General features: G+C 59.8%; 22 protein-coding genes and 2 pseudogenes. 16 read left to right on the top strand and 8 right to left on the bottom strand.

All coding sequences use genetic code 11. The features are described from left to right. Positions 1-385 precede the first annotated feature (385 nt). Positions 386-514: a PTS sugar transporter subunit IIA gene (locus NKI39_RS16380; protein WP_352833039.1), complete on the bottom strand. Its 129-nt coding sequence runs from the start codon at positions 512-514 to the stop codon at positions 386-388. 264 nt (positions 515-778) lie between these two features. Between NKI39_RS16380 and NKI39_RS16375 the strand changes: the two genes are divergently transcribed. The 5 genes and pseudogenes from NKI39_RS16375 to NKI39_RS16355 all read left to right on the top strand — a co-directional run bounded on the left by NKI39_RS16375 (position 779) and on the right by NKI39_RS16355 (position 3,431). Beyond that, positions 779-1,321 carry a sugar ABC transporter substrate-binding protein gene (locus NKI39_RS16375; protein ID WP_352833025.1) on the top strand — a complete coding sequence of 181 codons (543 nt, stop codon included), beginning with the start codon at positions 779-781 and terminating at the stop codon, positions 1,319-1,321. A gap of 122 nt (positions 1,322-1,443) precedes the next feature. Further along, positions 1,444-2,433, top strand: a complete 990-nt coding sequence (locus tag NKI39_RS16370) for a zinc-binding alcohol dehydrogenase family protein (protein WP_352833023.1) — start codon at positions 1,444-1,446, stop codon at positions 2,431-2,433. Between the two features lie 102 nt (positions 2,434-2,535). Continuing rightward, positions 2,536-2,640: pseudogene (locus NKI39_RS16365) on the top strand (EamA family transporter); the annotation flags it as partial. Positions 2,641-2,773: 133 nt separating this feature from the next. Beyond that, positions 2,774-3,001 (top strand): hypothetical protein, encoded by a 228-nt coding sequence (locus tag NKI39_RS16360; protein WP_023679266.1) that lies wholly within the window; start codon positions 2,774-2,776, stop codon positions 2,999-3,001. Positions 3,002-3,016: 15 nt separating this feature from the next. After that, positions 3,017-3,431: pseudogene (locus NKI39_RS16355) on the top strand (TA system VapC family ribonuclease toxin). Positions 3,432-3,570: 139 nt separating this feature from the next. On the opposite strand, the gene NKI39_RS16350 reads toward NKI39_RS16355, so the two are convergent. From NKI39_RS16350 to NKI39_RS16335, 4 genes are all read right to left on the bottom strand, one after another. Then, complete coding sequence (locus tag NKI39_RS16350) at positions 3,571-4,026, bottom strand: type II toxin-antitoxin system VapC family toxin (protein ID WP_352540699.1); 456 nt, start codon at positions 4,024-4,026, stop codon at positions 3,571-3,573. Continuing rightward, positions 4,007-4,249 carry a type II toxin-antitoxin system Phd/YefM family antitoxin gene (locus tag NKI39_RS16345; RefSeq protein WP_352467423.1) on the bottom strand — a complete coding sequence of 81 codons (243 nt, stop codon included), beginning with the start codon at positions 4,247-4,249 and terminating at the stop codon, positions 4,007-4,009. Before NKI39_RS16345 ends, NKI39_RS16350 begins: the two co-directional genes overlap by 20 nt. 456 nt (positions 4,250-4,705) lie before the next feature. Further along, a complete protein-coding gene (locus tag NKI39_RS16340) occupies positions 4,706-5,833 on the bottom strand; it encodes an NAD(P)/FAD-dependent oxidoreductase (protein ID WP_352833020.1) in 1,128 nt (375 codons plus the stop codon). 64 nt (positions 5,834-5,897) lie between these two features. Further along, positions 5,898-6,899 carry an SIS domain-containing protein gene (locus NKI39_RS16335; RefSeq protein ID WP_352833017.1) on the bottom strand — a complete coding sequence of 334 codons (1,002 nt, stop codon included), beginning with the start codon at positions 6,897-6,899 and terminating at the stop codon, positions 5,898-5,900. A 103-nt stretch (positions 6,900-7,002) separates the two neighbouring features. Here NKI39_RS16335 and NKI39_RS16330 point away from each other — a divergent pair, with 103 nt between their 5' ends. The 4 genes from NKI39_RS16330 to NKI39_RS16315 all read left to right on the top strand — a co-directional run bounded on the left by NKI39_RS16330 (position 7,003) and on the right by NKI39_RS16315 (position 11,695). After that, on the top strand, positions 7,003-7,839 hold the full coding sequence (locus tag NKI39_RS16330) for a PfkB family carbohydrate kinase (protein WP_352833015.1): 837 nt from the start codon (positions 7,003-7,005) through the stop codon (positions 7,837-7,839). 179 nt (positions 7,840-8,018) lie between these two features. Beyond that, positions 8,019-8,855, top strand: coding sequence for an ABC transporter substrate-binding protein (locus NKI39_RS16325; protein ID WP_352503716.1), 837 nt, complete (start codon positions 8,019-8,021; stop codon positions 8,853-8,855). A 76-nt stretch (positions 8,856-8,931) separates the two neighbouring features. After that, the gene (locus tag NKI39_RS16320) at positions 8,932-10,461 is read left to right on the top strand and encodes an amino acid ABC transporter permease/ATP-binding protein (RefSeq protein WP_352833036.1); all 1,530 of its coding nucleotides are present in this window, start codon (positions 8,932-8,934) and stop codon (positions 10,459-10,461) included. Between the two features lie 88 nt (positions 10,462-10,549). Then, positions 10,550-11,695, top strand: coding sequence for a LacI family DNA-binding transcriptional regulator (locus NKI39_RS16315; RefSeq protein WP_352614842.1), 1,146 nt, complete (start codon positions 10,550-10,552; stop codon positions 11,693-11,695). A 234-nt stretch (positions 11,696-11,929) separates the two neighbouring features. On the opposite strand, the gene NKI39_RS16310 is transcribed toward NKI39_RS16315, so the two are convergent. Both NKI39_RS16310 and NKI39_RS16305 read right to left on the bottom strand, forming a co-directional pair. After that, a complete protein-coding gene (locus tag NKI39_RS16310; RefSeq protein WP_352833011.1) occupies positions 11,930-12,895 on the bottom strand; it encodes an FAD-binding oxidoreductase in 966 nt (321 codons plus the stop codon). 91 nt (positions 12,896-12,986) lie between these two features. Then, complete coding sequence (locus NKI39_RS16305; protein ID WP_352503720.1) at positions 12,987-13,844, bottom strand: LysR family transcriptional regulator; 858 nt, start codon at positions 13,842-13,844, stop codon at positions 12,987-12,989. Between the two features lie 133 nt (positions 13,845-13,977). Between NKI39_RS16305 and NKI39_RS16300 the strand changes: the two genes are divergently transcribed. The 7 genes from NKI39_RS16300 to NKI39_RS16270 all read left to right on the top strand — a co-directional run bounded on the left by NKI39_RS16300 (position 13,978) and on the right by NKI39_RS16270 (position 21,833). After that, a complete protein-coding gene (locus tag NKI39_RS16300) occupies positions 13,978-15,060 on the top strand; it encodes an amidohydrolase family protein (protein WP_352833008.1) in 1,083 nt (360 codons plus the stop codon). Between the two features lie 11 nt (positions 15,061-15,071). After that, positions 15,072-15,425 carry a Rieske (2Fe-2S) protein gene (locus NKI39_RS16295; protein ID WP_352503722.1) on the top strand — a complete coding sequence of 118 codons (354 nt, stop codon included), beginning with the start codon at positions 15,072-15,074 and terminating at the stop codon, positions 15,423-15,425. A 112-nt stretch (positions 15,426-15,537) separates the two neighbouring features. Next, entirely contained in the window at positions 15,538-17,145 is a 1,608-nt protein-coding gene (locus NKI39_RS16290) for an ABC transporter substrate-binding protein (RefSeq protein ID WP_352833006.1), read from the top strand. A gap of 94 nt (positions 17,146-17,239) precedes the next feature. Further along, positions 17,240-18,286 carry an ABC transporter permease gene (locus tag NKI39_RS16285; RefSeq protein ID WP_352833003.1) on the top strand — a complete coding sequence of 349 codons (1,047 nt, stop codon included), beginning with the start codon at positions 17,240-17,242 and terminating at the stop codon, positions 18,284-18,286. Continuing rightward, positions 18,283-19,167: an ABC transporter permease gene (locus tag NKI39_RS16280; protein WP_352614852.1), complete on the top strand. Its 885-nt coding sequence runs from the start codon at positions 18,283-18,285 to the stop codon at positions 19,165-19,167. The genes NKI39_RS16285 and NKI39_RS16280 overlap by 4 nt, the downstream gene beginning before the upstream one ends. Then, a complete protein-coding gene (locus NKI39_RS16275) occupies positions 19,157-20,788 on the top strand; it encodes an ABC transporter ATP-binding protein (protein WP_352833000.1) in 1,632 nt (543 codons plus the stop codon). Before NKI39_RS16280 ends, NKI39_RS16275 begins: the two co-directional genes overlap by 11 nt. A 187-nt stretch (positions 20,789-20,975) precedes the next feature. Further along, positions 20,976-21,833, top strand: coding sequence for a protein-L-isoaspartate O-methyltransferase family protein (locus tag NKI39_RS16270; RefSeq protein WP_352832997.1), 858 nt, complete (start codon positions 20,976-20,978; stop codon positions 21,831-21,833). 91 nt (positions 21,834-21,924) lie between these two features. On the opposite strand, the gene ftsH is transcribed toward NKI39_RS16270, so the two are convergent. Beyond that, positions 21,925-23,847 carry an ATP-dependent zinc metalloprotease FtsH gene (ftsH, locus tag NKI39_RS16265; RefSeq protein ID WP_352832994.1) on the bottom strand — a complete coding sequence of 641 codons (1,923 nt, stop codon included), beginning with the start codon at positions 23,845-23,847 and terminating at the stop codon, positions 21,925-21,927. Between the last annotated feature and the right edge of the window lie 61 nt (positions 23,848-23,908).

Genomic DNA, 23,908 nt, shown 5'->3' with positions numbered 1-23,908 from the left:
CTCAGATTAATGTGACGACGCAGACATTCTGTTGGGTTACACCCGAAGATGCTTCAATCCTCCGCGAAGGCCGCCTCATCGGCTGGTGGAGAGCCCTCTTTGTTCACTGCGCTATGCGCCGCGTCAGGAATCTAGGCATTGCTGAACTGCCCAGACACCCGACACGAGAAGTATGCAAATTGGTGGAAAATTCCCGGAAGCGGCTCATTTTCGACAATCGCCAGCACCCCATCAGCTGACCGTGCCAATCGGAGTCACTCCCGAACATGAGCTACTCGAAGCAGCCGGCATCTTTGCGAAGGGCAGGGAGGAAGGCGGAATTAGCAGAGCTCGGCCAGAGTACAGGCTAAATGAGATCGACTGGTCGTCGTCGAGGCCGTCGAAGTCAACGGCTGGGCCAAGCGGACACGACTGGCGAAGAGATCGTGCCCAGCAGAGCGTGAGGGATCGCGACGCCACGACCGATGCCCGTCGAGCCGAGACACTCGCGGTCGAACAGACCACGGAGAACCATCTGCTCATCAAAGCCCAGTTGTCCGCGCAATCCTCATCGCGATTTTTGTCAAGGCTGATTGCTTTCCTTTACTCGTAAGGTCAAGCGAAATGTCCTTTTCTGACAAGATGGGGCAGATCATCAGAGTTAACCTCAATGTGGATCCCAAACGGGATCGCAAAGGGGCGTGCAGCCGCACTGCTTAGGCAGCGCAGAATTCACCGTCGGATAAGTGGGTCCTGGCTGTCCCGGACGCAAAGCCAGGGCCTTCTCGCGTCCGGACCAATGGCCCGGTTTGAGGCGTTTAGGCTCTCGCGGGAGAAGGCGTATTTCCGGCTTCAAGTGGGGCGCCTGGGTGACAAGATCGGTATCCTGCAAGGCGTTCCCGGGGTGCCGGCTCTGGATGACCGGGTCACGGGCATGATGGAGGGATTGGGCGACGTCAAGGTCGATGTCGTCGGCAAGGGCGCAACCAACTGCACGCTGGAACTTGGCACGTCAGTGACCGAAGACATCCTCACCGCCAATCCCGATCTCAAGGCGATCTACTCGGCCTGCGGTCCGCCGATCCCTGGCGCCGTCAAGTCGATCAGCAATTCCGGCATTGCCAACGACAACCTCATAGTGGTCGGCTTCGACGCGTGCTGCGGTGAGATCGAAGCGATCAAGTCGGGAGCGGAGGACGCCAGCGTAGCTCAATTTCCAGCGAAAATGGGTGAGCTTGGCATCGACACCGTCGTCAAGGCCATCCGCGGGGAACCCGTCGAGGCCAATGTGGATACCGGCGCCGGACTGGTGACGCTGCAGAACGTCAAGGACTTCGAGTGATCCACCAGCGGTGCGGGGGGGGGGCCCCCCCGCCCCCAGCGGGCGCCCCCATTGGACGGGGGGGGATTATTTTAATTTGGCGCACCCGCAAAAGAAGTGGATGCGCTGAGCCGGCCAGGCTGATGTTTGAGGAGCAGCAGGCACCAGGCACTCCGCCCGAAGGCTGGGCACTGATCAATGTCGCCTATGTCGGGATATGTGGAACCGACTACCACATCTTCGAGGGCAGGCATCCTTATCTCGCCTATCCGCGCGTCATGGGCCATGAGGTTTCGGGAACAATCGCTGCAATCAACGCGCCGGTGGACCTGTCGGTTGGAGAGCAAATCCTCGTCAACCCCTATTTTGCCCGCGGAAATTGTGCCGCCTGCCGCCAGGGAAAGCCGAACTGCTGCATGTCGATCGAGATGCTTGGCGTGCACCGTGACGGTGCCATGAGCGAGCAGATTCTCGTGCCGGCGCAGAACTTGATACCAGCGGCCGGCCTGTCACCGGTCGAGGCTGCCACGGTCGAGTTTCTGGCCATCGGTGCTCACGCGGTGCGCAGATCCATGGCGGGGCCGGGCATTCGCACCTTGGTTATCGGCGCCGGGCCGATCGGCCTTGGCACCGCGCTTTTTGCGCGCATAGCGCAACTCAACGTGACCGTCATGGACGTCGATGCCGAGCGGCTGGCCTTTGCCGCAAGACAATTGGGCTTTCTGGTGATCGACGGGTCGAAGGGATCGATCGTCGAAACGATAGGGGAGCGAACTGCGGGAGCAGGTTTCGACGTCGTCTTCGACGCAACGGGAAACAGCCGTTCGATGCAGGCTGCCTTTGCCTATGTTGCCCATGGTGGCGTCATGGTGATGGTCAGCGTCGTGCCGGACGACATAACCTTCTCAGATCCAGAGTTCCACAAGCGGGAAATGATGCTGATCGGCAGTCGCAACGCGACGCGTAGCGATTTCCAGCACGTCATTGCCTCGATCCGCGCTGGAAAAATACCAATCGACCGACTCGTCACCCATCGCACCACCCTGCGCGACAGCCCACGCGACATCGCAATCTGGGCGCAGCAGAAGTCCGGTCTGATCAAGGCCGTTGTCGACGTGGCTGGATCTGGCTGATGTCAGCAAAACACAATCAAGATATGTGACCGCAGCCCTGATGCTGCATTATGGGAGGGGGAGTTGCTCGGTGACGCCAGGCTAAGCGGCGCGCTTGACACGGTATTCGGAGTGGGTTTCCTCCGTGAACAATTGTCCCTGCCGAACTGGCTTGGCGTTTCACTGATTGCAGCAGGGGGCGCAGTTCTCGTCGCATACAAAGGTTGAAGCCGTGAAGCGACAATCCTTCCGGCACAAAACGCGTTCCACGCCAAGTCCGCCGGCTATTCGCACCGGTTGAGTATCCGACGTCGCTATTCTATATGATGCGTGATGTTTGATGCGCACCAAGCAGGGCAACATGAGAACCACATTGGCGATCGATGACGATGTCCTGGTTGCAGCCAAGGCCATCGCCCGGCAGCAGGATCGCAGCCTCGGCGAGGTCATCACCGATCTCGCCCGGCGCTCGCTGCGTCGGCCTCAAGCCGGCGGCGAGCGCAACGGGATTCCTCTTCTGTCGCCTCGGCCGGATGCACCTCCTGTCACGCTTGAGACGGTCAATGCCTTGCGAGACGAACTGCCGTGACGCTCCTGCTCGAATGTGCTGATCGCACTGATAGATCCTGGCCACGTCGCCCATGACGACGCGCATGGCTGGTTCGAAGAGACCGGTAAACTCCGCATGGGCTACGTGTCCCGTCACCGAAAACGGCGTCCTGCGCATCGTCGGCAACCAAAGATATCCCAGTTCTCCCGGCTCACCAGCTGTTGTTGCGCGAATCGTTACCAAGTTGCGGACCCTGCACGGGCACAGCTTCTGGCCCGACGATGTGAGCCTGGTTCGCTCCGGCGACATTGATGCAGCCAAAATCCTGACCTCGGCGCAGGTGACGGCTACCTACCTTCTCGCGCTTGCCAAGGCGCGCGGCGGCCAACTTGCCAGCTTTGACCGCAAGCTGTCAGCGGCGGCCGTGAAGGGCGGGAAGTCTGCACTGCATCTGATTCCAACAAGGTAGAGACTCTTGGTGCGGTCTACCTGCGATCTTCTCGGGTTCTTCGGCGAGAAAGTCGCGGTGGTCCAGAGGCAGCACGGAATCGAGAGCGTCAAAGACTTCTGCACGTCGAATAACATAGGCAGGTGGCCGAGCGAAGAGGTCAATTGCCATTCGCGAGCGGCCCGAGAATTTGGACTCCCTGGCGGCGTGCGGCAAGTGCGAGCTTCCGATCGAGGGTGGCCAGCGGCAACTCGGTTTCGATTGCCAGCGCCAGATAGGCGGCGTCATAGGCGCTGAGCCCGTGCGAAGCCGCTAATGTCAGCACTGCGCCGTCCGACCCGCCGCCGGCGTCCTCCAGCGGCAATCGGCGCAGCCGTGCCATGGTGGTGGCAGCTTCGCCCGCCGCGATGCGGCCACGCCGCTCGGCCATCAATACGACGTTACGCGCCTCGTGCCAGAACAGGGAAGGGACAGGCGCCGTTGCTCCCGGCAATCGTCGCATCAGGGCGGCCGCCGCCTCGCTGTCTTCATCAGGAAGAATCCAGGCAGCCGCCACGGAAAGGTCGACAACGAAAGGCATCAGACGATGATCGCCATCAAGCGCGGCGCCCTTCATCGCGCCAGGCCCGAATTTCGTCCTGCGTCACGGGCTTGGCGCGGGCGCGGGCAGCGCTGATCTCTTCGATCACGGCTTCGACATCGTTGCGCCGTTGAATCCGCGACAGTTTAGCGATGGGATCATTGCCGCGCGAAATAATCACCTCCTCGCCGGCTTCTACCCTTGAAAGCAGTTCCGAGAGATGCGTTTTGGCCTCGCCAACTTTCACCGTGATGGTCATTTCCTGTCCTTGCGCGCGTCGGGTCAACGTGGTGAGCCGTGTTCATTGCCGAGCTGAGTGTGGATTGCTCGACAATCGCTCTTGCACGCGACGATAGGCGCAATCCTGACCCTTGGTCAAGGCTTGGTCAAGTCATTGCCGACCCCTCGCACGCCGCAAGGCGGGCCGTCTCTTGACAAGGTGAAATCGTTCTGGGGCAACGGCTTCTGATTATGCGCAGTGTCTGATTTTGCGGGCGGAAGCTTGCGCAACTTGTCGCGGTTAGCGCACTCCAGTGGATCGCGAGTGGCTATCTGACCATAGTTTGCGGGGCATTCTTCTTCGAGCGTTCGCGCTTGGACGCGCAGCGCCGATCTCTCGCCGTCTCTGTTGCCGTAGCACGACAACCTGATCACGCCGCTCTTCCCCAGGCCCGCGACCCATCTGGACAGTTCGGCCTTGCCCCAAATTGCCCTTTCAGCTGAAACGATTAGGGCGGAACGTTGCAAGCATGGGATGCGGATTGCCAGAGGCGATTTCTTTGGCAAGCAATTCGCCGACGATCAATCCAAGCGTGGCGCCGCTGTGGCTGAAGGCGACGTGAAGTCCGGCAACGGTCTCGACGCAGCCAAGCACTGGCTCGCCGTCGCCGGGGATGGGCTTCGGGCCAACTGCATAGGCAGCGAGTTGGAGCCGCGGATTGCCCTCGAGCACCGCACTAGCCTCCTCGAGCAGTCCTTTGACGGTCTTGTCGTGCACGGTGTAGGTTCCGTCAGAGTTGACCACGACTTCTTCCTCCGACCACGCCGAATCCAAAACAAGTGCGCCATCCGGCGTCGGGCGAACCGCCACGCGGGGCGTATTCAGCACGGCACGGAGCTCGGTCTTGATCGGCTTGGTCTTCAAGAGAAGTGAAATTGGCGTGGCGTCGGGGACACGAACTCCGATCTCTGCGAGCATGATAGGCGTCGCTGGCCCGACCGCAAGGACCACTGCATCCGCCTTTACCGGCACACCGTCGGCAGTGACGACGCCACGCGCGCGACCACCTGTGGCATCTATCCGGACGCGTCCAGCGTCCCGAACAAACTTGCCGCCACGGGAGCGGAACTCATTGAGCAGCAGACTGATCAAAGACGGCAGGTCAACCCATCCTTCGCCAGGATTGAAGATGGCGCCCTGGGGGGTAATTGCGCTCGCGTTGACGCCGGGCACCACTGCACCGACTTCGGCAGGGCCGAGCAGAAGCGCGTCATAACCAATATCCTGCTCCAACTGGCAGACGGACGCGATCTGGTTCGTCTCGTCATCCGCATCCCAGGTGAGGCCGCCGTCAAAGCGAAGCCACGATTCCGTTTCCGGCCTTGTGGCGGCCAGGGTCCGATAACGGTCGATGCCTGCAAGCCTCAAGCGGTGGTAGGCAGTGTCCGCACGTCGCGCTGAGTTCAGCCAGGAAAGTGAACGGCCGGATGCACCGTTGGCTGGCGCGCCGTCGTTGACAAGCGTTACATCAAGGCCAAGACGAGCAAGGTGCAACGCGGAAGAGATGCCGAAGATGCCCGCGCCGATAACAACGACATGGCGCGGCTTTGGTGATGCAGTCATGGAGAAATCCTTCTTCGCAGAAGCCGGGCTGGGAGTTGTTGGATGGCTGCAGAGCGCGGCGGAACTAATAGTCGGTGAGCTTCTTCATGTAGCGCCGGCCCTCAAGCATTGGCCGGCCGCGCAGGGCGGCCAGCTCGTAGGCAAAACGCCAAAGCGTGTCGAAGAAGACCAAGGGCACGAGATAGGGTTTGATGTGTTCGGACATACCACTGAGGTCGAGTTCAGTTCCATCGAGCACCAGGACGTTTTCCCGGCTGCCGTACTTGAAAAGGAAGTCTCGGGCACGTTCGGGAAGGCTCCGCGTTTCGTCCAAACCCACTAAGACCACGAAGCAAGCGTCCCGGTCGACCACCTCAAATGGGCCGTGAAAGAACTCGTTGGCGTGTATGGCCTGCGAATCGTACCACTGCATCTCCATCAACACGCAGGTGGCGTACGAATAGGCCGCACCATAGCTGGCACCGCTGGCCAGTGTGTGGATCGCATTGCGCGGCGCGAAACGGGGGGCGAAGGCCTGAAACCGGTCGGCATAGGTCCGGTGCGCACGCTCGATCGCCGGCTGAAGATGGCTCAGGCTCCTCAGCAGATCGGCAGTTAGCCCGGCATCCTCCCGAGCATCGATCAGGCCGGCGAGCAACATATAGAGCACGCCGTAGTTGCTGCAGGCTGAATCGATTGCTTTGCCCGTCGTGTAGGAGGCCTGGTAGGCGACTGCGTGGTCGACCGCCAGCGCGAGGGGCGATATCTGGTCGAGCGTCATGCCGATTGTCGTTGCGCCTCGATTCTTTGCATGATTGGCCGCTCGCACAGTTTCGCGGGTGGTGCCGGTCTGCGAGCAAAGGACAACGAGCGCGTCAGGTCCCAACCGTCGCGGGTCTCGGCAGACGAACTCATCCGCGTTGTAGATGTCGCAGGCGAATGCGCCGCTGTGACGGTCGACGAAGTATTTGCCTGCCATCATGATCGAGAGCGAACCGCCGCACGCCACGAGGAATAGGTGCGAAAACTGCGTGCCCGCCGTAGCGGTCAGGGCGCGTTCCACGTCGGAGGGCAGGGCGGAAATCATGAGCTTCCTCGTCTCGTTGGCAGAGCTAGGGGCGGGCCCACAATTGACAGGTGGGCGGCCATTGTGCGAACGTTATCACACCCTTTAAACTGAAAGTCCTGCAATGGTCAAGATTGCCGCGATAGGCGATAACGTGGTCGATTGTTATCTTGCTCGCGACGAGATGTATCCTGGTGGAAATTGCCTCAATGTCTCGGTTTATGTCAGCCGCTTCGGCGGGCGATCGGCCTATGTCGGAGCGATCGGCAAAGACCGGGCAGGGGACCTTATCTGCAGTGCACTGGCGTCGGAGCGCGTGGACATCACCCGATTACGGCGTCTCGAGGGACCGACCGCTTACTGCCTCATAGGTCACCGCAACGCCGATCGGATTTTCCTGGACTTCGATCTCGGAGTTTCGGTGTTTACGCCGACGCAAGAAGATCTGGATTTTCTCTCGGGCTTTCAGGCCGTCCACATCGGCCAGTCCAGCGGTTTGGACCCGTGGGTTGCCGCTGTATCAAGTAAGTCACTGTTGTCTTATGATTTTTCCACGCGACGGGACCCGGGACATCGACGCGAGATTGGACCCTATTGCTATCTGGCTTGTGTCTCGGGTGACGGTCTCGACGACAAGGAATTGGCCGCAATCGCGGCCGAATTGCTTGCATGTGGTTCAAAGTGGGTTCTTGTGACTCGTGGTCGAGCCGGCGCGGTGCTTCACGGCGACACCGTCTCTTACCGAACCCCGGCGCGGTTGGTCAAACCCGTCGACACCCTGGGCGCGGGCGACACCTTCATCGCAAGAACGCTGTTCGGCCTGCTTAAGAAAGAGGCGCCTCAAGACATCCTCGGCCATGCCGCGGACGCGGCGGCTGCTACCTGCCGGTACTACGGGGCAATCGGCCATGCGACAGCAATCGACTTAGGAAAGATGACGCCGAAGATCCCCCACGCTTAACACTGGAAACCATCTAGCTGCGAAATTCTCCGAAACAATTGACGCGAGAAATGGACAATGCTAGAGAAAATGATAACGTTCTCACGTTCCTGACCGAACGCCGTCCAAGAGCGTTTTGATAGATGAGACGTCGAGTGGGATCGCAAGGCCGAGTTCGGCCAATCGTAAGAGGAGAAGACATGCACACGAATTCGAGCAGGCGCCTACTTTTGAAATCCGGTCTGGCGCTGACGATCGCGCTGTTGACAGGACTTGGCACGTTGGCCTCGTCAACTCAGGCAAACGCAGCGGACAACCCTTATAACCTCATCGACCCGACGGTGATCAGCGTCGGAACCATGGGCGATGCGAAACCCTATGTCTTCACCGATGCCAACGGCAACTTCACCGGCTTCGACGCCGAACTCTTCCGTGATGTGGCGCGCCGGCTCGGGTTCAAGGAGGAGCAGGTCGTTTTCACCGGCCAGGAATTCTCGGCGCTGCTGCCCTCCGTTGCCAACGGCCGCTTCGATGTCGCTGTCGCCGCCATCGGCACAACGGCGCAGCGCAAGAAGACGGTGGATTTTGGCGACGGCTATCTCGCCGGCTACCTGTCGATCATTTCGGCGGATCCGGCACTGACGAGCAATGAGAGCACCGCCGGAAAGCGCATCGGCGTGATCCAGGGAACGCTGCAGGAAATCTATGCCGAGAAGAACCTCAAGGGCGACATTGTCAAATTTCCCGACAACAACACTGCGGTGGCGGCGCTGAATAACGGGACGATTGATGGCCATTTCACTGACTATGAGTCCGCCAAGCAGTATGTGGAGCGCTACAAGAACCTGAAGATAACAATGAACGTGCCGTCCTTCGATGCGCCGGCCGGGTTCGTGGTCAAGAAAGGCAACGATGCCTTCCGCGAGGCGCTCAACAAGGCGCTGCGCAAGGCCATGGACGATGGCACTTGGAAACGGCTGCATGAGAAATGGTTCCCGGGCACTCCGATGCCGGATCAATATCTGCCCAAGAAGTAAATTCGCGCGTATTCATTTTCGTTTCCGGCCGGGCCCGTCAGCAACGGTGCCCGGCCGAGTTATAGATGGACTTGATATGAGCTGGTTCGATACCTTCGCCCGCAGCTTCCTTGATTTCCAGGCGATGGCAGAAGTTCTGCCAAACATGGTGATGGTCGGCCTCAAGAACACTTTGATCCTGGCCCTTGCCTCGACGTTTTTCGGGACGCTGATCGGTATCGTCCTCGCAGTCATGGGAATTTCAGAGAACCGGCCGCTGAAACTCCTTGCCCGAGTCTACACCGATATATTCCGTGGGCTTCCTGCCATTGTCACAATCCTGATCATTGGCCAAGGCTTCGCGCGGTTGGGCCGAGATCTGTTCGGTCCATCGCCTTATCCGCTGGGCATTCTGGCGCTCAGCCTGATCGCCGGAGCCTACATCGGGGAGATTTTCCGCGCCGGCATTCAGAGCGTCGAGCGGGGTCAGATCGACGCCACGCGCACTCTCGGTATGACGTATGGCCAAGGCATGCGCCTGGTGGTGATCCCGCAAGGCATCCGTCGCGTCCTGCCTGCACTGGTCAACCAGTTCATCGGCAATGTCAAAGACTCCAGCCTGGTCTATTTCCTTGGTCTGCTCGCCTCCGAACGCGAACTGTTCCGCGTCGGCCAGGACCAGGCTGTGCTGACCGGCAACTTGTCGCCCCTATTGCTGGCCGGAGTGTTCTATCTCGTGATCACGGTGCCGCTGACCCATCTCGTCAACTACATCGACGCGCGCATGCGCGTCGGCAAACGAATAACCGCCGTGCAGAGTGGCCTCCAAGAGGTCGCCGAGCTTGCCGAAGCCGTCGTGCCGGGAGCAGCGACGTTGCCTGCAGCAGCGCCCACACGCTTCAAGGGTGCCGGCATCGAGGTCAAAAATATCGACATGGCCTACGGCGCCGTCCAGGTGCTGCATGACGTCGGTCTGAAAGTGGAGCCCGGGACCGTCACCTGCCTCATCGGTCCGTCCGGATCGGGCAAGTCGACCTTGCTGCGCTGCCTCAACCGTCTCGTAGAATGCCGAGCCGGTGACATTCTGCTCGACGGCGAAAGCATCTACAAGCAGACCCCTGACCAACTCCGGCGGCGCGTGGGCATGGTTTTCCAGCAGTTCAATCTGTTCCCCGACCGTAGCGCGCTCGCCAACATCACCTTGGCGCTGCGCAAAGTTAAACGCATGTCGCGCGAGGAGGCTAATGACGCGGCCTTGGCGAGGCTAAATGAAGTCGGACTGCTGGAGCGTAAGGACCATCGGCCGGCCAATCTCTCGGGCGGGCAACAGCAGCGGGTGGCCATCGCGCGTGCGCTCGCCCTCGAACCCGAAATTATGCTGTTCGACGAAGTCACCAGCGCCCTCGATCCAGAATTGGTCAAAGGTGTCCTGAACTTGATGGCCGACCTCGGGCGGGGCGGGATGACGATGGTGGTCGTTACACACGAGATGAATTTCGCTCGCAAGGTCGCGAACCAGGTCGTGTTCATGGACGAGGGGCGGATCGTCGAGGCAGGCCGGCCAGAAGACCTATTCGACAATCCGCAGAGCCCGCGTCTTCGACGCTTTCTGTCGGAGGTGCTGTGATTCAAATGGTGTGCGCAGCGGCGGGTTCTGGGGTGTTCGGCCTTGCGGGGCGTGCCTAACTGCCGCTAGTTCGTCGCCACGACGTTGCATGGTCGGCGGGACTTGCTGGGTGACTCAAAGATCCAAAAACGCAACTATCATCGAAGTCGCTCGCCGGGCTGGAGTGAGCTCTGCCACGGCTGGGCGCGTGCTTGGTGACTACGGGTACAGCAGCCCTGAGGTCCAGGAGAAGGTGCGCGCCGCGGCATCTGCGCTGGGTTATCGGCCCAATCGCCTGGCCAAAGGTCTGATCACCGGTAAGACCCAGACTATCGGCGTTGTCGTGGGCGACATCGAAAGCCCATTCTATGCAAGCGTGCTGCGCGGAATAGGGGACGTCGCGCGCCGTGGCGGCTTCGGGGTTATCGTTACGAATAGTGACGAAAATGCCGAACTCGAGCGAGAGGCGGTGCAGCTGCTGTTGGAAAAGCAGGTCGATGGTTTAGTCGTCTCATCGACCTTCTTGGACAAGCCGGATCATCTTCGTGACGCAGTCGCGGCCGGCTGTCCCGTCGTGCAGTTCGATCGCATCGTGGCGGGCATGGAAACCGATTCGGTCGTGGTCGATAACGTTTCTGTAACGCGTAGCAGCATAGCGGCGATCATCGCCGCCGGACACAGCCGCATCGGAATATTGGCGGAACTCGGGCCGGACCAACGCGATGATGTTGGTTCCTTTGTGACAAACGCTGATCTCTCCAGCTCCGACGTTCGCTACCATCATCCAAGCTGGCAACGGTTGTTGGGTTATCTCGAAGCCCATCGCGCTGCGGGCATTTCGCCGGATCCACAGTTGATCCGCCGCGTGGCGGTCTATTCCAGCGAGGCAGCCCGAAAGGAGGCACTCGATCTGCTGACAATGCGCAATGCGCCGTCCGCCCTGTTTACCGCCGACGGTGTGATGTCGACAGGCGTTCTGGAGGCGACATCCGCACTGAAGCTTGCGATTCCGGGAGAGGTTTCGCTGCTTTGCTTCGACGATCTCGACTGGATGCAGTTCGTGGCCCAAGGTATCACAGCCATCGCGCAGCCGGCGCATCTGATCGGGGCGACGGCAGCCGAGCTTCTCTTGAAGAGGCTGGCTGGCGACACCGCACCGTTTGAACACCGTGTCCTCGCTGCTCGCCTGGTGAACCGTAATTCGATTGCGGTTCATCTCAACCGCAACGCCCCTGATCCGGCTGCGACGGTGTAGCTGGAGCCGAATTGCCGCGCCTCTTTGTGTCGAGGTCCATCCCATGCAACGGCTGAATGATAGCTCAAGCGTATTGCTGGGTAGGACTTTTGTCGTTTGCGATGCCCAGCGTGAGCTGCGCCAGAAATCGGGCGAGCCCATCCGGGTTCCGAAACCTAATCACTTGCGGTCGCAGTAGTATGGCTTGGTCGTTGAACGCAAAGGCTGCCCGATTTCGTTCCGCGATGGGTACAATTATAGATCAAGCAAAATGTCGCCTTGTGGGCGGCTGCAGCACGCCAGGATGTAGCCTGCCGATTTGTCCTCCAAGGTCAGTCCGCCTAGGGTCTCTCCGGGCGCGCAGTGATATGCAAGGCCGGAGCGGGCGAAGCGGACCGAAGACGAAACCTTTGAATCGGATAGCGAACGCGAAAAGTTGCCGCCCCCGAAGCTCTCCTCATGATACTGTGAAGGGGCGAGCCCGATTGCATCGAGGCAGCTGCGTGCAGCCTTCATGTAGGATTCCGGCCCACAGGCAAAAATCGTGCGGCTATGGAGATCGGGAACCAAGGTCAGGAGCATCTCACTGTTAATTCGCCCGGTTGGACCCGTCCAGGCCGGGTCTCCATGACTGCAAATGCAAGTCACATGAACATTGGGAAAGCGAGCGGCAAGTGCGTCCAGTTCGAGCCGAAAAATGATGTCGTCCGGCGTTCTCGCACTATGAATGAAGTGGATATCCTGGTTTGCTGCGCGGTCGGTAAATGCCCGCAGCATCGACATGACGGGAGTTATCCCGCTGCCACCTGAAAGGAAGAGGGACTTTGCATGCGGCAGATCGTCGAGATTGAACGAGCCGAGCGGCCCTTCGATCTCGATGCCATCGCCCGGCTTCAAATTGTCATGGAGCCAATTCGAAACGAGCCCGCCCGGCGTCCGTTTCACGGTGATCTGCAGGTCGAGCGGTCGCGTCGGCGGTGATGAAACAGAGTAGGAGCGTGTCACCGCGGCGCCCTCGATCCTCAGGTGCACCACAACATATTGGCCAGCGCTGAAGCAGAACATCCGATCTGAAGCGGGTGTGAGAACGAATGTTTTCACGTCGTGCGTCTCGTCGATCACGCGTCGGCAGAGCACAAGCTGCGGCGTGGTCTGTGCCCACTGGCGGTGAAGCTTTGTTGGGGCGAAGCCGGAGGCTGCAAAGGCCGCGTAAGCATTCATCATTCAACTCGGGTTTGAAGTGGAGCCAAGATGCCACTTCAAACCCCGCTGAACAGCCGCGCAATCCTGCCGTTATGATCGGTAATTTCGATTACACTTCCAGGGACATTACAGCCACCTGGAGAGCTCGGATGCCCTTGCGAATAATGGGTTCGTGTTTGCGGCGCGCAAGGATCGCGGTGTGGACTGGCTGGTGCAGCGTCGGCGCTCCCTCGACGAGGAACGATGGGAGCTCGGCCGTGAACCGGCGCGCATCGTCGCTGCGCATGTAGCAGGTGCCGCCCGTTCGTCGCAGCATGATCTCCGCCAGAGTTTCCGATCCCGTCGAAAGCCGACAGATCGCAAGCTCGGCCAGCAGCTCTGCGTGCGTCTTTTCCAGCACCGCGGTGTAGCCTGGGCGAATGTAGGTTTCAGGGTCGACATCAGACAGCGTTCTGGCAGCCGTCGAAACCATCACATATTCCTCGACCATCAGATGCTCGTAGGCGATCTCAGGCAGGTAGCGAGGCGCATAAAGCACGGCAATATCGAGATTTCCCATGCTTAGGTCGCTGACCATCTGGTTCGAATAGTCCGACTCGACATGGATCGAGGATTTTGGAAGCGCCTGGCACAGTGTCTCGACCCATCCCGGCAGGACCGAACGGGTCATCCCCACCTGTGCGGCGATGCGCAACGTGCCCTCGAAACGGTTGAACGCTCGCACATCGTGTCGAGCTTGCGACCACGTCGACAGCAAGGATCTGGCATAGGCTTCGAACCGCCGCCCGGCGGCTGTCGGCTCAGCGCCGGCGCGCCCGCGCAGAAAGAGCTCGGACCCGATCGCGCTCTCCAGATTCTTGATGCGGGTGCTGATCGTCGACTGGGTCAACCCCAGCCGGTCGGCGGTACGATTGAAATTTCGCGACTCGATGATGTCGAGAAAGGTTTCGATGTGATCTAGCTGCACATGACCTCCGATCGAAAAAGTCGATCATATTGCGCAGGATCATAAGCTTGATCAAACAATACTCAAGGCGGAAGCTGCACGCGGTGAAATCGGCCGGCAGATCGTCCAGGCTGAAGCTACGGAGCTGAGCAACGTGTTCATAGTCGACTGCGATTGTCACAATTACTGGTCGAGCGCGACTGTATTGGAGCCTTACCTTTCCGGCCTATGGAAGGACATGTTCGTTGAAGGCGAGAAGACAGGTCCCGTTGGCGCCTTCCCGCATGGCCATCGTCCCTGGTTTCATCCGCAGGACTTCTCACGCAAGGACGTCCGTCCGAAAACAGAAGCCGACAACTATCTCATCATGAAGGAAAAACACCTCGACAAGTACAAGGTCGATGTGGCGATCCTGACCGGCGATGAGCCGATCGAGGCTTCCACCCTCGCCAATCCCTATTATGCCAGCGCCCTCGTCAGCGCCTACAATGACTATCAGATCGACCAATGGCTGCCGAAGGACGATCGCTTCATGGGCTCGACCATCGTCGCGCCACAGGATCCGAAGCTCGCGGCCGCCGAGATACGCCGTCTGGGCAATCACCCGCGCATGGTTCAGGTTCTCGCTTCGCAAGGCTCCGTCAAGCCCTATGGCGATCCGTTTTACCATCCAATTTATGAGGCTTGCGCCGAGGTGGGGCTGCCCTTTGCCATTCATCTGGGCGGCCATGGTGGCGTGAATTCGACCGGGATTGCTCCGGCCCCGACGACATTCTTCTGGGAGACCCATGCCATCCTGCACATGTCGGCCATTTCGCATGTCGCAAGCATGATTGCGCATGGCGTCTTCGAAAAATGGCCGGACCTCTACTTCGTGGTCATCGAATGCGGCGTCGCCTGGGTGCCATCGGTATTGTGGCGCCTGGACGCCGACTACAAAGCCCTACGCAAAGAGACGCCATGGCTGAAAATGCTGCCGTCCGAATATTGCCGGCGAAATATCCGCTTTTCCACGCAGCCGCTGGAGCAGCCCGCAAATATTCAGCATCTCTGGTCCACTCTCGAGGCGATGGACGGCGAAAATACGCTGATGTTTGCCTCCGACTATCCGCATTGGGACTATGACGATGCCAACACGCTGCAAATCCCTCCTGCCTGGAAGAGCAAGATCATGGGGCTGAATGCGCTGGAGGTTTACAAGCGCATCCCGCGCGCGCAAGCGGCGAATGCTGCCTGAGGAAGCAGACGATGCCCGAAAAGACATACATCTGTAGAGTCGACGAGATCGAAACCGGATCTCCCTTCATCGCCAAGATCCGCAGCCTTTCGGTCGGCGTTTTTCGCATCGGAGATTCATTCCACGCGCTGCTGAATGTTTGTCCGCACCGCGGCGCTCCCCTTTGCGAGGGGCCGCAATGTGGAACAACTGCACCGGTCGAAGAGGCGCAGTTCATCTATCACCGCCAAAACGAGATCGTGCGCTGCGCCTGGCATGGCTGGGAATTTGACATCAAATCAGGCGCGGCCCTGGTCGATCCGTCCGTTCGTGCGCGCACATTTCCAGTAACGGTCGAGGCGGGCAGCATCTATGTGACGGCCTGATTGAGGTACGGATTCGAAGAGTAGCAGAAATGATGATCGCGGCTAACGGGCAGATTTCTTCACAGGGTGCGTGACGAACAAGAACGCGGAAAATCCGCAATGGGAGAGTCAAATGTCAGAATCTGGATACAAGCTTGCTATCGCTCAAAGCCTGATCGGTCGCGGCAAGATTTCCCGTCGCGATTTCATTAATCTTGGGCTGGCCGCTGGGCTGACGGTCACCGCTGCGGATAAGCTCTTCGTCAGCACGGCCCGCGCCGAACCGCTGCAGGGCGGCTTCGCCAAGCTCGGAATGGCACATGGCGCGACGACGGATTCGATCGATCCGGCCGGCTACCCGGACACCTTCACACAGACAGCGTTCTCGGGCTCGATGTCCAACAGCCTCACCGAGGTCGACGCCAAAGGCAACGTCCAACCGGACCTTGCCGAGAGCTTTGAATCGTCCGATGGCGCCAAAACCTGGGTCTTCAAGCTTCGCAAGGGCGCAACCTTCCACAACGGCAAGAATGTGACGGCGGACGATGTCGTGACTTCGCTTCGCTATCATATGGGCGACGAAACTAAGTCGGCGGCGAAGCCGCTGCTTGAGCCCGTCGCCAGCATTAAGGCGGATGGCCCCGAAACGGTTGTCTTCACGCTGAAAAGCGGCAACGCCGACTTCCCCTACATCATGAGTGACTACCATCTGGTCATCATGCCGGCCAAGGACGGCAAGGCGGATTGGGGATCGGGCGTTCGCACCGGCGCTTTCGTGCTTGAGAATTTCCAGCCCGGCGTTTCGGCCAAACTCAAGCGCAATCCGAACTACTTCAAGAACGGCAAACCCTATCTCGACGAGGTGGAGTTCATCGCCATCACCGATCTCGCCGCTCGCATGGCCGCGCTATCGACGGGGGAGGTGGACTATATTGGCCGCGCCGACCTTAAGACCCTCGGCATGTTGAAACGCAACCCCAAGGTGGAGATCGTCGAGGTCACCGGCTATGGCCATTACACCTTGCCGATGAATGTCACGATGGCGCCGTTCGATAATCCGGATGTCCGGATGGCCTTAAAGTGGGCGATCAACCGTCAGGAGATCGTCGACAAGATCTTTCTCGGTCACGCCACTGTGGCCAATGACAACCCGATCGCGCCGGCGATTAAATTCGCCACGAATCCGCAGCCGCAGCACAGTTTCGATCCGGAGAAAGCCAAGCATTATCTGAAAAAGGCTGGAATGGAGAAACTGAAGGTGGACCTGTCGGTCGCCGATGCCGCTTTTGCAGGCGCGGTGGACGCGGCTGCGCTGATCCGCGAGACGGCAGCCCAGTGCGGTATCGACGTAAACGTCGTGCGCGAGGCCGAGGACGCCTATTGGGACAATGTCTGGCTCAAGAAACCTTGGTGCGCTTCCTATTGGAGTGGTCGCGCCACGGCCGACTGGATGTTCACGCAAGCCTTCGCCGCCGATTCCAGCTGGAACGAGTCGTTCTGGAAAAATCCCCGCTTCAACGAGTTGCTTGTCCAGGCGCGCGCCGAGACGGATGAGGCCAAGCGGGCGGCAATGTATGCCGAGATGCAGCAACTGACGCATGATGATGGCGGCAGCATCGTGCTGGTCTTCAACAATTTCGTCAGCGCCAAATCCAACAAGCTCGCACATGGCGAAGTGGCGCCGAACTGGGAGAACGATGGACTGAAGATGGCCGAACGCTGGTGGATCGCCACTGCGTGAGAGAGCGGGCCGGACCCGCGATGGCTACTGGGCTTCGGCTTGCAGCCGTGTGCCCTGCCGGCAGGGCAGCGACGGCAACGGGAAACGCGAGCAAATGAACCCGGTCGCAAGAACGGTTCTGCAGCGCCTTGGCCTCGGCCTGGTCACGCTGTTCATCGTCTCCATCATTATCTTCTCCGCGATTGCAATGCTGCCGGGCGACTTCGCCAAGGCGATGCTCGGACAATCCGCGACACCCGAAACGGTCGCCGCCTTCCAGCGAGAAATTGGCATCGACCGTCCGCCTGTCGAGCGTTATTTCGTCTGGGTCGGGCAGATGCTCCACGGAGATTTTGGCTCTTCGTTCGCAAGCCGCACCGGATATCGGCGCACCGTCGCCGAGATCATCGCGCCGCGCCTTTACAATACGATGTTCCTCGCATCGATGACCGCGCTGATCGCAGTTCCGCTCGCCCTGGGACTGGGCATCCTCGCTGCGCTCTACCGCAATGGCTGGTTCGACCGGGTGGTGAACGCAGTGACGCTGACAACCATTTCGTTCCCGGAGTTCTTCGTCGCCTATATGCTTGCCTATCTGGTCATCTCGCGCGACACATTCATCGGCTCCCAGTTCGCACAATCCCTGCCGCACTGGCTTGCAGTGTCACTGAACTGGATACTTAACGCAGTTCCCAAGTTCCCGACATTGTCGAACGTAAACGACCAGACGCCGTTCTGGGATCAGGTCTGGAGAGTAGCCTTGCCGGCGACCACGCTTACGCTCGTCATCGTCGCACACATGATGCGCATGACACGAGCGGCAATCATCAACATGCTTGCAAGCCCCTATATCGACATGGCGCGTCTCAAGGGAGTCTCGCCGATTGCCATCGTACTCAGGCATGCCTTGCCCAACGCATGGGCTCCGATCGTCACGGTGGTGGCCTTCAATCTTGCTTATCTCGTCGTCGGAGTGGTCGTCGTCGAAGTGGTGTTCGTCTATCCCGGCATCGGTCAGCTGATGGTCGACGCGGTCAAATCAAGGGATGTTCCGGTTGTCCAGGCTTGCGCCTTGATTTTCGCGGCGACCTATATCCTCCTTAATCTGACCGCCGACATCATTTCCATCGCCACCAATCCCAGGCTCTTGCATCCACGATGACCAGCTACGAACCCATCGCGCAGGTTCACAGGCTGAGGCGCTCGCGCGCCACCCGGGCCAAAACGGCGCTGAAGAAGGCACCCTTCAGTGCCTGGTTCGGCATCCTCGTGATCATTGGCTATGTCGTCGTTGCGGTCTTCGCGCACTGGATCGCCCCATACGGCGAAACACAGGTCTTCAGCGAGGCCTTCGCACCGTGGAGCCAGCAGTTCAAATTGGGAACCGACCAGCTCGGCCGCGATATGCTCACACGCTTGATTTACGGTGCGCGCAACACCATCGGTATAGCCGTCGCGACTACATTGCTGTCCTTCGCAGTCGGCGTCTCGCTAGGCCTTCTTGCCGCGTTGTATAGAGGATGGCTCGACCAGATACTGTCGCGTGCGGTGGACGTCTTGATGTCGATCCCAAGCCTTATCTTCGCCCTGGTGCTGCTTTCGATCTTCGGCTCGTCGATCACAAGCCTGATAATCATCATTGCGCTGCTCGATTCTACCCGTGTCTTTCGGCTCGCACGCGCCGTCGGGCTTAACGTGGCGGTAATGGACTATGTCGAAGTGGCGCGATTGCGCGGCGAAGGCCCGAAATGGATCATCGCCAAGGAAATCCTTCCCAACGTGATGCCGCCGCTGGTCGCGGAGTTCGGCTTGCGATTTTGCTTCGTATTCCTCACGATCGCGGCACTGTCCTTCCTGGGGGTCGGTATTCAGCCACCGACCGCCGATTGGGGATCGATGGTGCGCGAGAATGCGACCCTGATCACCTACGGCGATGTCACGCCGCTGCTGCCGGCCGGCGCGATTGCCCTCCTCACGGTCTCTGTGAATTTCGTCGTGGACTGGTTCCTGCATGCAACAAGCGGGTTGCGGGATGAAAAATAGCGCTCCCGGATTGCGCGAAAAAGGCAAGGATCTGCTTCAGATCCGCAATCTGCATGTGGAGGGTTTCTCGGACGAGCGGTGGTATCCCATTGTCCGCGGGGTCGATCTGGCGCTGAAGCGGGGGGACGTTCTTGGCCTGATCGGCGAGTCAGGCGCCGGCAAATCCACCATTGGCCTCGCGGCGATGGGTTACGCCAAGCCGGGCTGCCGTATTACACAGGGCTCGATCCTGTTCGACGGGATCAATCTTCTGGCACTAAGCGAAACAGGGCGGCGTCGCCTCAGAGGCTCCCGTATCGCCTATGTCGCGCAAAGCGCGGCGGCCTCTTTCAATCCGGCCCACCGACTCCTCGATCAGACTGTCGAAACCGTGGTGGCGCATGGGATTGCCAGCCGAGAGAAAGCGAACCGGAGTGCGGTCGATCTTTATCGGCGTCTTCAGCTTCCAGATCCGGAGACCATTGGCTTTCGCTATCCTCACCAGGTTTCCGGCGGACAGTTGCAACGGGCGATGACCGCGATGGCGATGGCTTGCCGTCCGGACCTCATCGTCTTCGACGAGCCAACGACGGCGCTCGATGTGACAACCCAGGTCGAAGTTCTTGCCTCCATTCGCAACATCGTGGAGGAGTTCAACACCGCTGCAATCTATGTGACGCATGATCTGGCTGTGGTGGCGCAAATGGCGGACCGCATCATGGTTTTGCGCCATGGACTAACCGTGGAGGAGGCAGAAACGCGCCAGATGCTCGCCTCGCCCACCCAGGAATATACCAAGACGCTCTGGGCCGTGCGCAAGCTCGCCAAGCCCGAAGTTCCGGCCGATGAATATTTGCTTACGATAGACAACGTCACCGCGGCCTACGGCCGGGCGGTTAAGGTGCTCCAGGATGTCTCGATCAAAGTTCCACGCGGAAGAACAGTGGCTGTGGTCGGCGAGTCCGGTTCCGGGAAATCGACGCTCGCTCGCGTCGTTACCGGCCTGCTGCCCCCGCTTTCGGGGTCGATTTCCTTTGCCGGCCAGGCTCTTTCCAAGACCGTGAAGTTGCGCCCAAAAGAGATCCTGCGACGCATACAGATGATTTATCAAATGCCCGACAACGCCCTAAATCCGCGCCAGACGGTCGAAGAAGTTATAGCTCGTCCGCTTGAATTCTACCTTGGCCTCAAGGGTGCACAACGGGATCGGCGGATCGGCGAACTCATGCACATGGTCGAGATGAGCGAAACTTACCTGGATCGTCTGCCGGCCGAACTGTCGGGAGGCCAGAAGCAGCGCGTTTGCATCGCCCGGGCGTTGGCCGCCGATCCGGAGCTGATAATCTGCGACGAAATCACGTCCGCGCTCGACCAGATTGTGCAAGAGGAAATCCTGAAGCTCTTGATCCGGCTTCAGCGCGAGCTCGGCATGACCTACATTTTCATCACCCATGACATTGCCACCGTGCGGGCGATCGCCGACGAAATTGTGGTCATGCACCAGGGTAAAGTCGTTGAGCAGGGATTAAAGAGCGAAATTCTCACGCCGCCGCATGCCCCCTATACCGAACGGCTTCTGTCCTCCGTGCCGGAAATGGACCCGGATTGGCTGACAAGGCTGCTCGCCAGCCGGAGGATGTGATCGTCGGGGACAGTGTTCTTCCATATCGCCACGGTTTACAGTCTCGCGGAAGGCGCTCGGCGAAACCGCGCTCGGTCGCAAACGGACAGCGCGCATCGCCCCGTCCATACGAGGATAGCCGCCCTTTGCCGTCACTCGGTTTTCTGAGAGCATGATGGAGTACGCGCAATCCGGGAGCCGATACTCTATGCCAACAGAAATCGATGCTAGTGTAGCGCGCCGGTGGTTTGCCGAAGACCTGCGTGTCGCATCACCTGTCTTGCACAATCCTGCGGTCATCGAGGCCTTTGCAAGGGTTCCGCGCGAACACTACCTTGGCGACGGGCCATGGCGTATCCATTCGAGATTGCAAATCGGGGCGGTCCATACCAGCCCTTCAGCCGCACTTCATGAGATCTACCACGACGTTCTGGTCTTGCTTGACGAAAAACGCGGACTGAACAGCGGCTTGCCGTCGCTTTGGGCATTGGTTTTCGACCATCTGAACATCACTCCCGGCCAGACCGTCCTTCAGGTGGGCGCCGGTGTCGGCTATTTCACCGCCATCCTCGCTGAACTGACCGGTTCTGAAGGACGCGTGATTGCATATGAGATCGACGAACAACTAGCTCGTCGCGCGCAAGGCAATCTTGCTCATTATGCGCACGTCGAAGTGACGTGCGGTGATGCAACGCAGGCAATTGATCTGCCAGACCTCGATGTCGTGATCGCCTTTGCCGGAGTGACGCACGTGCCGGAACGGTGGCTTTCAAATTTGTCCGACGCTGGCCGGATGGCATTGCCGTTCACGGGTGAAGACCGACGAGGTTTCATGATGCTTCTGGAAAGGGCTGGCGATACGTTTCCCGTACGATCACTTGTGCCATGCGGATTTTACCCTTGCAGCGGAGCCAGGCGCAGTGACGAAGAAAAGGCCTTGATGGTCGCCCTCAAAGCTGCGCGAGGCAAGGTCACCCGTCTCGCGCAATATCACCGAGGGCGACCGAAAAATGGCATCGAGAACGCTTGGTTGGTGACCGACACATACTGGATTTCGAAAGCCTAGAGATCAATGTCGATCTTGCGTGTCACCGTCCTAGCGTGCGGCACGGCTTTCCAAGAGCGGTCTGTGCCGGCGGGAGCAGTCCGAAACATCATTATTGCGTCCGAAACTTCCCCGATCCGCGCGTGGGGATTGCAGCCGCGGTCCTGGCCGGCTGCAGCGCAGCCTTCTTCTTATGCGAACTATCCTGCGCAGCACGATCCGCCGTCGAGACGTCTCCGACCAGCGCCGCAAGTTCAGTCTCATCGAGCGTCTCGGTCTCGAGCAGCCTGCGTGCCGCCCTTTCCAGCACGTCGCGCCGGGAGGTGAGCAGGCTGACGGTTCGTCCGAGCGCGGCCTCCACAATGTCGCGCACTTCTGCGTCGATGGCATCGGCGGCGGCTTCGCCGTAATCGTGCTCGCGCGGTCCGCCGGCGAGCGGGTTGGGGCTCAGGAACGAGCGTGGGTCCTTTTCCAACGCCACGTGCCCGAGTTTTGCCGACATGCCGTAACGCGTCACCATGGCGCGCGCTATGTCGGTTACCTTGGCGAGATCATCGGCGGCTCCGGTGGACAGATGGCCGAATACGATCCATTCGGCCGCCCTGCCGCCGAGCAGCACTGCCATCTTGTTGTCCAGCTCCTCGCGCGTCATCAGGAAGCGGTCCTCGGTCGGACGCTGGATAGTGTAGCCGAGCGCGCCGACGCCGCGTGGTATGATCGACACCTTGTGCACCGGGTCGACGCCAGGCAGGGCCATGGCTACCAGCGCATGACCCATTTCATGGTAGGCGACGATCTCGCGCTCCTTCGGGTTCAGGAGCCGGTTGCGTTTCTCCAGTCCCGCGACGATGCGCTCCACCGCATTGTTGAAATCTCCCATCATTACCGCATCCGCCTTGCGGCGCGTGGCGAGCAACGTCGCCTCGTTCACGAGATTGGCCAGGTCAGCACCGGTGAAACCGGGCGTCAGCGCCGCCACCTTTTCCGCATCGACATCCGTCGCCAGCTTGGCCTTGCTCATGTGAACCTGCAGGATCTTGATGCGACCCTGCTTGTCGGGCCGGTCGACCAATACCTGGCGGTCGAAACGGCCGGCGCGCAGAAGTGCCGGATCAAGGATCTCAGGACGGTTCGTCGCGGCCAGCAGCACGACGCCGATCTGTGGATCGAAACCGTCGAGTTCGACCAGAAGCTGGTTGAGCGTCTGCTCCTTTTCGTCGTGACCGCCGACCATGGTCCCGCGGGCGCGGCCAAGAGCGTCGAGCTCGTCGATGAATATGATTGCGGGAGCCTTGGACCGCGCCTGCTCGAAAAGGTCGCGCACGCGCGCGGCCCCGACCCCCACGAACATCTCGACGAACTCCGAACCGGAGATCGAGAAGAACGGGACCTTGGCTTCGCCGGCGACGGCCTTGGCGAGCAGAGTCTTGCCCGTGCCCGGCGGTCCGACCAGCAGCACGCCTTTGGGCATGCGGCCTCCGAGGCGGCCGTATTCGCCCGGGTTCTTCAGAAAATCCACAATCTCCTGCAGCTCGGCCTTGGCTTCATCGACCCCCGCCACATCGTCGAACGTCACGCCGGTATTGGCTTCGACATAGACCCTGGCCTTGCTCCTGCCAATTTGCATCAAACCTCCGACGCCGCCGTCCATGCGTCTTAGAAGCAGCATCCACAGGCCAAAGAAGACGAGCACCGGCACAACCCAGGAAAGCAGGTCGCTCAGGAAGGTGCTTTCGACCTGGCCGGTCACAGTGACACCGTGCTCCTGCAGGTCACGGGCGAGGTTCGGCTCGACGCGTGTGGTGATGAATTGCGGCCTGCCGTCTTGCGGCTCCTTGAAGCGGCCCTGGATGAAGCGGTCCGAAACCTGCACCTCGGCGATTTTGCCGGCGTTCAGCAAGGTCTCGAACTGGCTGTACGGTATCTCGGCGACGTGCTGCGTCGTGGCATAGATATACTGGACGACCATCACGCCCACGAACGCCGCGACCCAGTACCAGATATTGAACCGCGTATTTCTGTTGCTCATGTCCATGGCGGCCTCCACAGGGAACCGGATATAGGTCGCCAAGCCCGCGCGGCATCGGTGCAGGCCA

The organism is Mesorhizobium sp. M0664, from assembly GCF_040320565.1.
In the GTDB taxonomy this organism is placed as follows: domain Bacteria; phylum Pseudomonadota; class Alphaproteobacteria; order Rhizobiales; family Rhizobiaceae; genus Mesorhizobium.
The sequence above is the reverse complement of the archived record's forward strand: the minus strand, read 5'-3'. Positions and strand labels throughout refer to the sequence as shown.